Annotated in this window: 11 protein-coding genes and 1 other annotated feature; all 11 genes read left to right on the forward strand. The window is 48.7% G+C overall.

The genetic code is table 11. The annotated features are described in order from the left end of the window. The first annotated feature begins 1 nt into the window (after position 1). The 11 genes from cobA (at position 2) to NSQ38_RS11745 (ending at position 15289) form a co-directional block, all read left to right on the forward strand. Positions 2-1564 carry a uroporphyrinogen-III C-methyltransferase gene (cobA, locus tag NSQ38_RS11695; protein ID WP_339789339.1) on the forward strand — a complete coding sequence of 521 codons (1563 nt, stop codon included), beginning with the start codon at positions 2-4 and terminating at the stop codon, positions 1562-1564. A 102-nt stretch (positions 1565-1666) separates the two neighbouring features. Next, the gene (gene hemB / locus NSQ38_RS11700; RefSeq protein ID WP_017692601.1) at positions 1667-2668 is read left to right on the forward strand and encodes a porphobilinogen synthase; all 1002 of its coding nucleotides are present in this window, start codon (positions 1667-1669) and stop codon (positions 2666-2668) included. Positions 2669-2694: 26 nt separating this feature from the next. Next, entirely contained in the window at positions 2695-3999 is a 1305-nt protein-coding gene (hemL, locus tag NSQ38_RS11705; RefSeq protein ID WP_047841187.1) for a glutamate-1-semialdehyde 2,1-aminomutase, read from the forward strand. Further along, positions 3996-4895 carry an RluA family pseudouridine synthase gene (locus tag NSQ38_RS11710; RefSeq protein WP_339789342.1) on the forward strand — a complete coding sequence of 300 codons (900 nt, stop codon included), beginning with the start codon at positions 3996-3998 and terminating at the stop codon, positions 4893-4895. Before hemL ends, NSQ38_RS11710 begins: the two co-directional genes overlap by 4 nt. Before the next feature lie 373 nt (positions 4896-5268). After that, positions 5269-6852: a LysM peptidoglycan-binding domain-containing protein gene (locus tag NSQ38_RS11715; RefSeq protein ID WP_339789345.1), complete on the forward strand. Its 1584-nt coding sequence runs from the start codon at positions 5269-5271 to the stop codon at positions 6850-6852. A 155-nt stretch (positions 6853-7007) separates the two neighbouring features. Further along, positions 7008-7289, forward strand: a binding site (T-box leader). A 61-nt stretch (positions 7290-7350) separates the two neighbouring features. Continuing rightward, positions 7351-10017, forward strand: a complete 2667-nt coding sequence (locus tag NSQ38_RS11720; RefSeq protein ID WP_338588364.1) for a valine--tRNA ligase — start codon at positions 7351-7353, stop codon at positions 10015-10017. A 78-nt stretch (positions 10018-10095) separates the two neighbouring features. Then, positions 10096-11472 carry a folylpolyglutamate synthase/dihydrofolate synthase family protein gene (locus NSQ38_RS11725; RefSeq protein ID WP_124117791.1) on the forward strand — a complete coding sequence of 459 codons (1377 nt, stop codon included), beginning with the start codon at positions 10096-10098 and terminating at the stop codon, positions 11470-11472. Between the two features lie 56 nt (positions 11473-11528). Then, positions 11529-12848 carry a UDP-N-acetylmuramate--L-alanine ligase gene (gene murC, locus NSQ38_RS11730; protein WP_339790499.1) on the forward strand — a complete coding sequence of 440 codons (1320 nt, stop codon included), beginning with the start codon at positions 11529-11531 and terminating at the stop codon, positions 12846-12848. A gap of 116 nt (positions 12849-12964) precedes the next feature. After that, the gene (locus NSQ38_RS11735; RefSeq protein ID WP_339789348.1) at positions 12965-14194 is read left to right on the forward strand and encodes an SPOR domain-containing protein; all 1230 of its coding nucleotides are present in this window, start codon (positions 12965-12967) and stop codon (positions 14192-14194) included. A gap of 145 nt (positions 14195-14339) precedes the next feature. Further along, positions 14340-14582 (forward strand): DUF4321 domain-containing protein, encoded by a 243-nt coding sequence (locus tag NSQ38_RS11740; RefSeq protein ID WP_047841183.1) that lies wholly within the window; start codon positions 14340-14342, stop codon positions 14580-14582. A gap of 65 nt (positions 14583-14647) precedes the next feature. Continuing rightward, positions 14648-15289 (forward strand): Maf family protein, encoded by a 642-nt coding sequence (locus NSQ38_RS11745; RefSeq protein WP_339789351.1) that lies wholly within the window; start codon positions 14648-14650, stop codon positions 15287-15289. Positions 15290-15291: the final 2 nt, after the last annotated feature.

Here is a 15291-nt window from a genome sequence, read left to right on the forward strand (position 1 = left end):
CATGGTGGGAAAGGTCTTTTTGGTAGGAGCAGGTCCTGGGGATGCAAAGCTGATTACGGTAAAAGGGTGGGAATCCATCGGTAAAGCCGATGCTGTAGTCTATGATCGTTTGGCAAGTCCGAGATTGTTGAAACAAATGAAATCCGGCGCAGTCAAGATTTACGTGGGCAAGCGCCCGGATCGGCATACGATGAAACAGGAAGAGATCAATCAACTGTTGGTTGATCTGGCTCTTGAAGGCAAGGTTGTGGTTCGGCTTAAGGGTGGCGATCCAACGATCTTTGGACGCGTGGGCGAAGAGGCAGGTTTGCTGTACAAAAACGGGATTCCGTTTGAGATTGTGCCTGGGGTAACCGCTGCGATAAGTGTACCTGCGTATGCCGGAATTCCTGTGACTCACCGTGACTATGCATCTTCCATCTCTATTATTACGGGGCACGAGAGTCCGGACAAGCTTGATCGCAGTATCCATTGGGATAAAGTGACGAATGCAACGGGTACACTGGTATTTATGATGGGGGTTGCCAAAATTGGATATATCAGCGAACAATTGATTCGTCATGGTCGTCCAGCGCAAACACCGGTAGCTCTGATTCGTTGGGGAACACGAGCGGAACAGGATACCCTTACAGGTACCCTTGAAGATATAGAAGCGAAAGTGATTGCGGCCAATTTCCAACCACCAGCTGTTATTGTGGTGGGGGATGTCGTAAATCAACGGGAACAATTGAAATGGGCAGAAGCGCTGCCACTGTTTGGCAAACGAATTCTGGTGACCCGTGCTCGCAGTCAGGCGAGTGAACTGGTGAATCGCATTGAGGAACTCGGCGGGGAACCGTATGAGTTTCCGGTCATTGAGACGGTCATGCCGTCTACTGAATCTGCGCAGCAAAGTGTCAAAGACGCCTTCAGTGCTTTAAATACCTATGACTGGGTGTTTTTCACAAGTGTGAACGGCGTGGAGTTTTTCTTCCGCCATCTGGAACAGGAAGGCAAGGATATTCGCTCGATTCATCAAGCGAGAATTGCTGCCGTAGGACCTTCCACAGCAGATGCTTTGCGCAAACATGGCATCGTTGCAGAGGTTGTCAAAGGTCCTTTCCAGGCCGAAGGCATGCTTGAGGCTTTTGAAAGTGAATTGAAGGAAGGTCAGAAAGTACTGCTTCCGCACGGGGATCTGGCACGTACATGGTTACGTGATCAGTTGAGAGAACGAGGACTTCAGGTCACCGAAGCCATCACCTACGATACGATCCTCGCTGGTGAGGATGATGATGAACTGCTTAAGCTACTCGAAGAAGGTGGAATTCATGCGGTGACCTTTACAAGTTCATCGACGGTTACCAACTTCATGAGTATGTTGAAACGTATGGGGTTGCAAGATCCTCTGCCTTTATTGAAAGATGTGGAGGTTGCGTGTATCGGACCTGTTACAGCAAAGACGGCAGAAGCCGCTGGACTAAAGGTTACACTGATGGCAGAGGAAGCAACGATGGATAGCTTGATCACCGTGCTATGCGACTGGAAACGGACAGGCACCAAAGAAGGCGCTCTTCGAAATTAATACACATGTAATCATGTCAATATATGAAGCGTGCTGAATTCGATAGGATACCAGCGCGCTTCCCTTTTTGCTCTATTTAACTTTCAAGGAGGTTTTACACGTATGAGTTTTCCAATTGTACGGCATCGCCGTTTACGCCAATCCACAGGTATTCGCAATATGGTTAGAGAAACCCATTTAACCGTGGACGACTTTATTCAACCGATCTATGTAACGTATGGAGAAAATGTAAAATCCGAAATCAAATCCATGCCTGGGGTATTCCGCTTCTCGCTGGATCGTCTTCAGGAAGAAGTAACAGAAATTGCTGAGCTGGGAATTCCAGCGGTGTTATTGTTTGGTATTCCGGAGACTAAGGATAGTGTTGGTTCATCTGGCTTTGCTGAAGATGGCATTGTGCAGGAAGCGACAAGATTGATCAAATCCTGGTACCCAGAACTGCTGGTTGTTGCAGATACTTGTCTATGCGAATTCACGGATCATGGTCACTGCGGTATGGTACACACCGTGGAGATTGACGGTCACATCTGCGGAGATGTGTTAAATGACGAATCCCTTGATCTGCTCGTGCAAACGGCAGTGTCCCAAGCCAAAGCAGGAGCGGACATTATTGCACCATCCAACATGATGGATGGATTTGTACAAGCGATCCGTGCCGGGCTGGACGAGAATGGATTCAGTCATATTCCGATCATGTCCTACTCTGTAAAATACGCGTCGGCATTCTATGGTCCATTCCGTGAAGCTGCGGATTCCACACCCCAATTCGGAGACCGCAAGTCGTATCAGATGGACCCGGCCAATGCACGTGAAGCTTTGCGGGAAGCCGAAACGGATGTGCTGGAAGGAGCGGACATGTTGATGGTAAAACCATCCCTTTCCTATCTGGATGTTATGCGCACCATCAAGGATCAATTTGATCTTCCGCTTGTTGCCTATAATGTAAGTGGCGAGTATGCCATGGTTAAAGCAGCGGCGATTCAAGGCTGGATCGATGAGAAAAAAGTCGCCATGGAAATCCTGCTCAGCATGAAACGCGCAGGTGCAGATATGATCATTACCTACTACGGAAAAGACGCTTCACGCTGGCTGGCTGAGAAATAAAATAAATTACATGAAGGAGGATATTCATGACTGCACAACAAGGTAATCGTCGCAATGATGAGCGCTCACGCAGCGCGTTTGAGGAAGCGAAGCAGTACATACCCGGGGGGGTGAACAGCCCTGTGCGCGCATTCAAATCGGTGGGACTTACTCCGATCTATGCTGAGCGCGGCGAAGGATCCAAAATCTACGATATTGATGGCAATGTTTTTATTGACTATGTGGGATCGTGGGGCCCACTCATCATGGGACATGCACACCCTGACGTTGTTGAGGCTTTGCGTGAGACAGCCCTTAAAGGAACAAGCTTTGGTGCACCTACCTTGCTGGAGACCGAGATGGCAAAACTGGTCTGTGAGCGTGTACCTTCTATCGATATCGTGCGGATGGTTAATTCCGGTACGGAAGCAACCATGAGTGCCATTCGACTGGCACGCGGGGTAACCGGACGCAGTAAAATTCTGAAGTTTGAAGGATCATATCATGGACATGCCGACAGCTTGCTGATCAAGGCGGGTTCAGGTGTTGCAACACTGGGTCTACCGGATAGTCCAGGTGTACCTGAAGGTGTAGCTGTGAATACAATTACGGTACCTTATAACGATCTGGAGTCCGTGAAGCTTGCTTTTGAACGTTATGGTGAAGAGCTGGCCGCTGTTATTGTGGAACCAGTGGCAGGTAACATGGGGGTTGTACCTCCGGCTTCCGGTTTCCTTGAAGGCCTGCGCAGTTTGACGACCCAATATGGCAGCCTGCTTATTTTTGACGAAGTCATGACCGGTTTCCGCGTAGGGTTGAACTGTGCTCAGGGACGGTATGGGGTTACACCTGACCTGACTTGTCTGGGTAAAGTGATCGGTGGCGGACTCCCGGTTGGTGCTTATGGCGGTCGTCGTGATCTGATGGAACAGATTGCTCCAACAGGACCGATCTATCAGGCGGGTACACTTAGCGGGAACCCGCTGGCTATGGCAGCAGGATATACGACGCTCAAATTGTTAACACCAGAGGTCTATGACCGTCTGGAGACATTGTCTGCACGTCTGCAAGCCGGATTCGAGAAAAATGCAGCTGAGACGGGTATTGCAATAACCATTAACCGTGTGGGTTCCATGGTTTGTCCATTCTTTAGTGCCGTTCCCGTAACCAATTATGATATTGCCAAAGAAAGCAATCTGGATCAATTCCGTCGTTATTTTGCGGCCATGATTGATCAAGGTGTGAGTGTTGCACCTTCGCAATACGAAGGCATGTTTGTCTCTGGTGTGCACACGGAGCAGGATATTGACGATACGATTGAGGCGAATCGTAAAGCTCTTCAATCGTTATGACCATCAAAAGTTGGAAACGCCGCGGGGAATGGCTTGAGCTGATGCCAGGGAAAGCCGTAACAAGCAGTTCGGACAAACCTATGGCTGCAGAGCAATGGCTATTGTCTGAACTTCAGTTTCCGGAGAAACTGCTCCGTCAGCTGAAAGCAAACCGAGGAATACAACTTGCAGGGGACCGGCTTCGGCTGGCCCTTTTTGCGTCCCAGCCAATCGATGTGGAGCCACGCTGGGCTGATGTGGATGTGTTGTATGAGGATGATTTCTGTCTGGTTATGCACAAACCGGCAGGCATGAAACTGCATCCGGATGGAAGCCGTGCTGATCAGGCCATCACGCTGGATCATGTGGTTGCCTCTTATTATGAAATGAACGGAATACAGGCGAGCGTACGCCATGTTCATCGACTGGATGAGGATACAACCGGACCTGTCCTGTATGCCAAAAATGCATTTGCCCTCGCCAAACTGGATGAAGCGATGCGTCGCAAAGAAATTGGCCGCCATTATGTAGCTATTGCAGGTGGACAAATCCCCCTTGAACTCCGCAAAATTGATGCTCCAATTGGCAAGGACAGACATCACAAACAGCGCAGGCGTGTCTCCGAAGGTGGACAGGAAGCTGTTACTCATGTGGAGATCGCCGAAGTATGGGAACGAGCAACCCTTGTACGATTAAAGCTGGATACAGGACGCACACACCAAATTCGTGTACACCTAAGTTACGCGGGACACCCGCTTATTGGTGATGCGTTGTATGGAGGTAGAGCGGATGCCATTGGGCGACAAGCACTTCATGGAGAGGTGCTGAAGTTTAGCCACCCGTTAACTGGAGCGATGATTGAAGTGAATGATCATTGGCCGTCCGATTTCACACAATTGGCAGAGCGTGAGAGTTAATTTATTAATACACTATATAAGTTTGACTGACTAGTTACACGAGAACGGAGAGGACAGAAATAACGTGAAGAAGCGGAGCGTTCGCCTAAAAGCTTTCTGAAAGAAAGCTGCTTCGGAAGCATAAGTTATCCCAAGATTTTCCCTTTGAAGAAGGGAATCAAAAAAATCTGGGGAAAACAGTGATCAGAGGGTTGTTCTGTCATTGGAGTGACAGTGTAAATATCCATGAGTTGAACATATATAACAAGGTTTTTCAAAAGGTGGCATGCTCATCTCATTCAAGGCATATAGATGGGTAACGAAGGATTTGGACCATGGATCAGTCCCATGAGAAGGATCATGGTGAACATATGCCGAAAGGAGGACGCCACCTTTGTTGAATCAACCTTATGGTTTGCGGTTCGATATTTATGAGCGCGTTCATTTGTCTGAGGGAGTCCCTGCGATTGAGGAATTGGAGGAGATTGAACTATACCCGCGCATTCAAGTCATAGGGCAGGATGATCATGCCACATTAAGAGGACATCTATTACTTACAGGTGCGTACAGAGGAGAAAATGAGGTTTCAGAGGAGCTCAAACATTTCATTCCTGTGGAGATCACGGTGCCGCTGAATCGGGTCAGATCGATTGAGGATATTTCCATCGAGATCGAAAATTTTGACGTGGATCTATTATCCAATCGCAGTCTGAACATTACAGGCGTGTTGTCGTTGCGAGGCATCGAGGGCTTTCCTGTTGAAGAGCCACAAGTGTGGTCAGCAGATGAGTTTACAGTTGTTCATTCACCTGATGCTCAGCAATCCAACCGTTCCGATGAAGTAGCACAGACAGGCAGCGACCCCAACACATTTGCACAAGAGTACCTGCTCCAGCGGAGTGAGGAAGAGAGACTTGCGAATGCAGCAGAACTTGCATATGGTGCCCCGGAATTCGCTGACCTGTCTACAAGGGAAGAGACATTAAGGAATAGCGAAGAATGGCAGCAAGAATATGCGGATTCGTCATCGGCCGAGCCACTTCAATCCGAGGAGCAAAGCGCGGAGTACGCTAACGAAAACAGACAACCTGATGCAAACGAAGATCCCGCATCTCTGACAGCGAATGGAGATGAATTGGCATCTCATGAGCAATACAGCGAACCTTCTCCGATCTCGTCATTTATGGCTGAGACCGCAGATCGATTAGCTTCTTACCCTGAGTCGGAACCATTGCTGCCTCTGGAAGATGAGTCTTCGGGTTGGTCCGAGCCTTCCGTGGATGCATTGCCTGCGAACCCGAGAGGTGGAGATCAAGCAGTCTCAGAGCCTGCAGCTCAATCATCTAATGAGTTGGCAGAACCGGATGTACCGGACGCACCAGAGGTATGGCACTTCGAATCAGCGAGATCTGTACCTCAGCAGGAGAATCAGGCAGTTGCCGATGTCACGGTCGAATCACAGGCGGAGAACTGGCAAGGTGTATTTGCTTCGTCCGAACCAGACAATGCTGAGGAAGACCGACCGTCTTTTGAAGCGACTGGGGTAGACGAGTTCGTGCAGAACGAAGCATTTGTTCCTGAACCTGTGGCTGAGACGGAAGACAAGCCGGAGCTGAAGGTTGCTTTTGGCAGCAAAAAGGAATCCGCACCACGGCAAGAAGAGGGCGTAGGTATCTCTTCCTTGTTATCCTCGGGCAGAGCGGCACGCGATGCTGAAGTGGAGCGAGGCGATGAAGTTCCTGCGGGTGTGGTACAGGAAGAAACGTATCCAGCTGATGATGTGGAATGGAAGAACCTGTTCCTGGGAACGATCGTGGACCAGACCCCATTCCGCAAGGTGAAACTGTGCATCGTTCAGCGAGAAGATACACTGGATGCCATTGCAGATCGATATCAATTGAGTACGAGGGAACTTCAGTTGTATAACCGATTATCTGAGCAGGTTGTGGAAGAAGGTCAGATATTGTACATCCCTTAATCCGTAGTTAAAGCCTTCGTTACGACCCGTGATCCCCTTGAGGATTGCGGGTTTTTGCATGATTCGTCCTAAACCTTCATTCCAGCGCTCTTTATCCGCTGTTGTCAGGTTGACTATCGCGCACGAGCAAGGTATGATGTGTGTAGGTTTTTTGAAGAACAACGTGGAACGGGAGTAGTAGACAGTATGACCTTTCAGAGAGTGGAATTGCAGCGCTGTGAGATTCCGCAGGAACCAACTGATCGAAGTCGCCCGGGAGTTGCCTGTTTGAATACAAGAGATGAATGAGATCTATCGTCATTTATTTCTGAGGTAGGATGGGCCGGTAGCAGCCGTTATCTGCTTGAAGTGTCACGTTATGTACAGAGGGTGAAGTCTATCTTGTTGTAGGCGTGAAACAAAGGTGGTACCGCGAAAGCTAACCTTTCGTCCTTTGATGGATGAAAGGTTTTTTTTGTTTTTTTTGGCGAAGATGATGAAGTAACGGAGGAATGACACATGTCTGAGGAAAAAAAATCAGCTGCAACAGAAATGCCGACCACTTACGATCCTAAGGCGGCAGAGGATAAATGGTACTCCACCTGGATGGAGCGTGGATATTTCAAAGCCGGTCAGCGTAAAGATGCCGAGCCGTATACAATTGTAATTCCACCCCCAAATGTGACCGGGATGCTGCACATTGGGCATGCGCTCGATTTTACACTGCAGGATATTCTGATCCGCACCAAACGGATGCAAGGTTATGACGCACTGTGGCTTCCGGGTTCCGACCATGCAGGTATTGCTACCCAAACCAAAGTGGAGCAGAAGCTGCGTGAAGAAGGTCTGACTCGTTATGATCTGGGACGTGAGAAATTTCTGGAGAAAGTATGGGACTGGAAAGATCAATATGCCACTACCATCCGTCAGCAATGGGGCAAAATGGGATTGTCGCTTGATTACTCACGTGAACGTTTTACGCTGGATGAAGGTCTGTCCCAAGCCGTTCGCAAAGTATTTGTTCAGCTGTATGAAAAAGGCCTTATTTACCGAGGCAAACGCATCATCAACTGGGATCCGGTGAACCGGACAGCTCTGTCCGACATTGAGGTTGAATATAAAGAGGTACAGGGTCACTTGTACCATCTGCGTTACCCGCTCAAAGACGGAAGTGGCTACGTTACAGTGGCAACAACGCGTCCTGAAACGATGCTGGGTGATACAGCGGTTGCTGTTCATCCTAAGGATGAGCGTTATGCAGATATGGTTGGTAAAGTACTTGTACTGCCTATCATTGGACGCGAAATTCCAATTATCGCTGATGATTATGTGGATAAAGAGTTCGGAAGTGGTGCTGTTAAAATCACGCCTGCGCATGATCCAAATGACTTTGAAGTAGGTCTTCGTCATGATCTGCCTCAAATTACGGTAATGGATGAGAGCGGCACAATGAATGCTGAGGCTGGCAAGTATCAGGGACTGGATCGCAGTGACTGCCGCAAGCAGATTGTTGCTGACTTGAAAGAGCAGGGCGTATTGATCAATATCGAGGATCACACGCATCAGGTTGGACACAGTGAGCGTACCGGAGCTGTTGTTGAGCCGTATCTGTCTACACAGTGGTTCGTTGAGATGAAGCCACTTGCAGAGAGAGCGATTAAGAAACAACAGAGCGGCGAAGGAGTTAATTTTGTTCCAGATCGTTTTGAGAAAACCTATCTGAACTGGATCGAAAACGTTCGTGACTGGTGTATTTCCCGTCAACTGTGGTGGGGACATCGTATTCCTGCCTGGTATGATGAAGAAACAGGTGAAATCATCGTATCTGCTGAAGATCCAACAACGCTGCCAGAGTATGCTGGACGCAAGCTCAGACAGGACGAAGACGTACTCGATACTTGGTTTAGCTCCGGCTTATGGCCATTCTCCACACTAGGCTGGCCGGAAGATACGGAAGACCTGAAACGTTATTATCCGACAAGTGTACTTGTGACAGGGTATGACATCATATATTTCTGGGTTGCACGTATGATTTTCACTGCACTGGAATTCACGGATGAGATTCCGTTCAAGGATGTGCTGATGCATGGTCTTGTTCGTGATGCAGATGGACGCAAAATGTCCAAATCACTGGGCAACGGTGTAGATCCGCTGGATGTGATTGAGAAATATGGCGCAGATGCAATGCGTTACATGATCTCAACCAGCAGCACGCCAGGTCAGGATCTCCGTTTCCGTTGGGAACGGGTAGAGCAGGCTCGTAATTTTGCCAACAAGATCTGGAATGCTTCGCGCTTTGCATTGATGAATCTGGAAGGATTCACCTATGAGGAACGTGACATCAGTGGAGAGCTTGGTACAGCGGATTATTGGATTTTGCACCGTCTGAACGAAACTTCCCGCGATATTACGCGTCTAATCGAAGCGTATGAATTTGGGGAAACGGGTCGTGTGTTGTATAACTTTATCTGGGATGACCTGTGTGACTGGTACATCGAGTTTGCTAAGCTGTCCTTCTATGGGGAAGATCCGGTTGCCAAGAAGAAAACACAATCCGTGCTTGCTTATGTGCTGGATCAGACCATGCGCCTGATTCATCCGTTTATGCCATACATCTCCGAAGAGATCTGGCAGCATCTGCCGCATGAAGGTGAGACCATTACGCTGGCATCATGGCCGGTATATGATCCTGCTCTTGAGAACCCAGAGGCTGTTGCCGAGATGAACCTGCTCATGGATACCATTCGAGCAGTTCGAAACATTCGTGCAGAAGTGAACGTGCCGATGAGCAAAAAGATTGAGTTGATGGTCAAAGCAAATAGTGCTGAGACGTCCAGCATCATTGAGCGTAACAGTCACTACATCAAACGTTTCTGTAATACGTCCGAGTTCGATAGTGGGCTGGATCTAAGCTCACCGGATAAGGCGATGACTGCGATCATTACGGGGGCAGAACTATACTTGCCGCTCGCAGGTCTTATTGATATCGAGCAGGAAGTGGCTCGTTTGGAGAAAGAGTTGCAGAACCTTGAGGGCGAAGTTCTCCGTGTAGAGAAAAAGCTGGCGAACGAAGGCTTTGTAGCCAAAGCTCCTGCCAAAGTTATTGAGGAAGAGCGCGCCAAGCAAGCAGATTATTCCGATAAACGGGATAAAGTGATTGCAAGAATCAAGGAACTTAAAGGTTAATATATTTGGGTCGGATGGAGAGCCATTATGCCATCCGGCCGCTTTTTTCACTCAAACTCGGGACCGAAGGTGAATCAGATGACGGAATTAGACGGGACAGATGCAGCAGCTCCTTTACTTACGTATAACGAGGCCGTGGACTGGATCAATGGCCTTATTCCTTTTGGCATCCGACCTGGATTGGAACGAATCGAGAGTCTGATGTCCATGTTAGGCAATCCACACCAACGTCTCAAATTTATTCATGTCGCGGGAACGAACGGCAAAGGTTCGACTTGCGCTTTTTTGACGTCAGTGCTTCTTCAGGCTGGATATGATGTGGGTACCTTTACGTCGCCGTATATCACCAAGTTTACAAACCGTTTTCAATACAACGGTGAGGATATTCCTGAAGAAATCCTGCTTAAGCTCTCGAACCGATTACATCCACTGGTCATGGAAATGGCCTCCACTCCGCTTGGATCACCCACGATGTTTGAGGTGTCCACGGCTCTGGCGCTTCTGTACTATGCAGAGGAGTGTTACCCTGACGTTGTGGTATGGGAGACGGGGCTAGGGGGAAGGATGGACGTAACGAATATTGTCGCACCTGTTGTGTCCGTCATCACCAACATTGGTATGGATCACACGGATGTGCTTGGAGATACGATTGAGCAGATTGCTGGGGAAAAAGCAGGTATAATCAAGCCGGGAGTACCCGTTGTGACTTGCGCGACTCAACCCGAAGCTGTGAAGGTGATTCAGGAGAAAGCACAGCAGCTTCAATCAAGCGTGTATTTGGCTGGAGATCAATTCTCTTATCATAGACTGGACAGCAATGAGAACGGACAATCTTTTCATTTTACAGGCCCGTTTCGTGATCTGGACGTTCGCATACGCATGCAGGGCTCACATCAATGTGACAATGCAGCGGCCGCACTTATGGTGCTTGAATTGCTTAGACAATACATGGCATTTATGCTGGATGACAACGATATTGCACTTGGACTGGAGAATGCTTTCTGGGCAGGAAGATTCGAAAAAGTCGTCGATGAACCCCGAATTGTGCTCGATGGAGCACATAATCCGGAAGGGGCAGAATCACTGGCCAAGAGCATTACGGATGTCTATCCTCACAACAAGTTAATTTTGATGATGGGTATGTTGGCAAATAAGCATCACGAAGCGTATTTGCAGCATATACTGCCACTAGTGGATACGCTGATCCTGACCGAGCCAGATTTCCGACGCAAAATGGATGCAGCCGAATTGCTGCAGATTGTCGAACGGGTACGTCCCGCCATTGCGAAGCAGGAACTGGAAATCATCGTCGAGCCCGAATGGGCAAAGGCACTTGATCTATTGAAGTCACGGACGGAAGCGGAAGATCTGGGGGTGGTCTCCGGCACACTGTACCTGATTGCGGATGTGCGGGCAGCCCTTTTGCATCAAACCGATTCTGAAAAAGGTTGGTGAAAGTTTTGTTAAATACATCGGAACACGTTCATTTTATAGGGATTGGCGGATATGGCATGAGTGCCATCGCAAGAGTTATGTTGGAAATGGGATACACCGTTACCGGATCGGATGTCGCTTCACAGGAGTTGACCGAGAAGTTGGCAGCCAAGGGAGCGAAAATATATATCGGACATACGGCAGAGCACGTCACTGGAGCAGACTTGGTTGTTTACTCTACGGCAGCGCCTGCTGATAATGTGGAACGGGTAGCAGCTGCAGAGCTGAACATTCCGATTCTGCATCGTTCCCAGATGCTTGCACGTTTGTTGAACGAACGTAAAGGTGTGGCTGTGGCTGGAGCTCACGGTAAAACAACCACCTCATCCATGATTGCACTTGTTATGGATAAATGTGATACGGACCCGACATATATCATTGGCGGAGAAATCATGAATGTGGGCACCAACGCCAAGGCAGGCCAGGGCGACTGGGTAGTCGCTGAGGCAGACGAGAGCGATGGCTCATTTTTGCAGTACCATCCATGGCTCGGTATTGTAACCAATATTGAGGCAGATCATCTGGAGAATTACAACAGTGATTTTGAGGAGCTCAAAAAGGCTTATGTGCAGTTCCTGAGCCAGATTCGTCCGGAAGGAACAGCGATTGTGTGTTCTGACGACGAGAATGTTCAAGCGATTTTGCCTGAACTCAAGTCACGTATTACAACCTATGGTATTGATCGTGCTGCGGATTATACGGCAACGGATATTGTACTGGGTGATCGCCGGATTTCCTTTACGATGAATCATCAGGGTGTTGCTATGGGCACGGTTGAGTTATCAGTGCCGGGTAAGCATAACGTTTATAATGCGATGGCTACGGTGATTACCTGTCTGGAAGCAGGCATTCCATTTGAGAAGATTGTGGCAGCTATTATCCAGTTCCACGGAGCCAAACGCAGATTCCAGGTATTGGGCGAGGCGCGTGATATGCTAATCATTGATGATTATGCTCATCACCCGACTGAGATTGAAGCTACGATTAGTGCAGCCAAAGCAACAGGCAAACGCATTATTGCGGTATTCCAGCCACAGCGTTATACGCGGACGTTCTTCCTGCTGGATGCGTTCAGTCGTGCTTTCGCGGAAGCGGATGAGGTGCTTATTACGGATATCTATTCTCCTGCGGGCGAAAAGCAGATCGAAGGGGTAACCTCAGCCAAACTGGTTGAACTGATCGTTCAAAACAGTAATGCTTCTGCACGTTACCTTCCTACAAAAGAAGAAGTTGTAGCTGACCTGCAGCATCGTCTGCAGCCAGGAGATCTTGTGATTACGATGGGTGCAGGTGATATTTGGAAAGTCGGCGATACACTTGCCAAAGGTTTGAAATAAATCAATTGAGAAATCGCCTGTCTTCGATACGAAGCAGGCGTTTTTTGCGTTATATGGAATGTATTCTCCAGTCTCTGCATATAGCTGATATAAATGGGACAAAGGAGAGGGTACGGGTGAGCAATGCTAGAATGACGTTTCGCTTCGGGGATCAAGAGTCGGACAAGCCTGAAAACAAGAGGATATCCGCGTCCAGTCCATTGGTGACGTTAAGTGAAGAATTACCGCATAATCAACCGCTAACGCCTAAGCAGATGGATACAACCCCATCATGGACGCCTGAGGATATCCCCGGAGACTGGGGAGAGACGGTGCTGACAAGCTCTACTGTACCTGAACCTGACGAGCGGGTGAGCCATGATTCGAACTTGAACTTGGATGAGGCCCATTATTTTGGGAACCGTTCCGGTTACGGTTATGTTAATCACACCGATAATCCGGAGGAAGAGCGTTGTGATCTGTCCAATACCCATGATGATCAAGGCCACGACTGGCTTGCAGATTCGGAGAACTATTCGTACAAACGCAATCGCCCTCCAAGGGGATGGAAAATGATTGGTTCTGTTACCGGGGCGCTTGTTACCGGAGCACTCTTTGGTATGGTTATTCTCTCATTTTTTAATAAAGAAGGAGCCGCCAAGCCAGGTGATCTTCTTCCCGTCAATCAGGCGGTTTCCACCGTGACGGGTCAGGAGGGGGCTGCTGGTACAGAGCAACAGCTTCAGACAGCTACGACTGGCAGCACGTATTATGCACTCCAATACGGTGTATTCAGTTCTCCTGAACGAGCTGAGCAGGCCAAGCTTGAGCTGGCTCAGGCAGGTATAGCCGCAGGTTCTGATCCTGAAGATGGCAATCGAGTATATGCAGGCATTTCGGCTGATCGTGAAGAGGCCAAGCTACTTAGCTCCAGGCTAAAAGCCCAAGGAGTTGAACTGTACGTCAAGGAGATCGTGAACCCTGAGATCAATCCGGCTATATTCGGTGGCAAGCAAGAGGATGTGCAGCTTTTCTTCACAAACAGTTCTGCACTGGTCGAACAATTATCTACCTTGTCCATTCAACAGCTGGGACAGTCTGCTCCGGCAGCAGTCTCTACAGAAACGATGACCGCGATTCAGAATAAGCATCAGTCATGGATGACGGGATTGAATAGTATTACACCTGGTCTGACCGCAGATGTACAACCTATTATTGGCGGAATGGAGAAATCAATGAACAGTGCAATTACGGCTATCTCGGAGTACAACAAAAACCCGGATGATGTGCACATGTGGTCCGTGCAGTCCGATCTGATGGAATATGTACTGCAGCAGAAAAAATGGCTCGAAGCGATAAAGCAGTAACATGCTCTTTCCCATAACAACGCTTGGAAATACCTATCCGGCAAGGAACTGGAAATAGTTCCCCTTGCCGGATTTGTGTTTGTATTGACGTACAAAACCCCGTATAATAATGTGGGTGTCAAAAAATGGCGAGGGAAGATTACCGATGAAAAAAAACTTCGGCATGTTATTGCTGTTTCTGCTGCTCGGCTGGATGGCCGGAGCGTGGATCGCCAAGGCACTGCAGCCTGTTAAGGCAGTAGCCTTTCTTACGAAAGCCACGACCATACGTTGGTCGCCGCAGGCTGATCTGGATATTATCAGTTATGATATTTCACTTCAATTTCAAATGAGCCTTCTGAGTCTGATCGGTATGATTGCCGCTGTGTGGCTGTATCGCAGACTGTAGGAGAATGACGAGTTATGACGAAAAAAAATTAAACCAGTGACATCTATTATCGTGATCCGGACAGGATGTTGCCGTGGCATAAGGAGCCGTTCATTTTGGATAACACTCAACAGCGCCCTATTATTCTGGCCTCCACATCGCCTCGGCGCAAAGAACTGATCGCATCACTCCACCTAGCGTTTGATGTAATACCAAGTCATGCCAATGAAGATACACCACCAGAGTGGACACCTGAACAGACGGTACAGGAGCTTGCTTTGCGCAAGGCGCTTGCCGTGTATCGCGGGCTTGAAGGCCGTGAGCAGGAAGCCATTATTGTTGGTAGTGACACTGTTGTTGTTCTGGATGGTGAGATTCTAGGCAAACCTTTAGACGAAGCGGATGCTGAACGTATGTTATCCCGGCTGCAGGGCCGCGTACATCGGGTGTTTACGGGTGTCGCTTGTATTGATGCGGGCAATGGACAGTCGTTAGTTCATTACCGCCAGACCGATGTAACGATGAAAGAGCTGACGGATGCGACCATCCGTGCCTATGTGCAGACGGGTGAGCCTTCAGATAAGGCAGGATCATATGCCATTCAGGGCATTGGTGCTTCACTGATCGACCGCATTGAAGGATGTTATTTTAATGTGGTTGGCTTGCCGCTATCCTTGCTAAGTGATATGTTGGACGGGTTCGGCGTACATGTGTTGCCACGAACATGAAT

The organism is Paenibacillus sp. FSL R7-0313, from assembly GCF_037969885.1.
In the GTDB taxonomy this organism is placed as follows: Bacteria; Bacillota; Bacilli; order Paenibacillales; family Paenibacillaceae; genus Paenibacillus.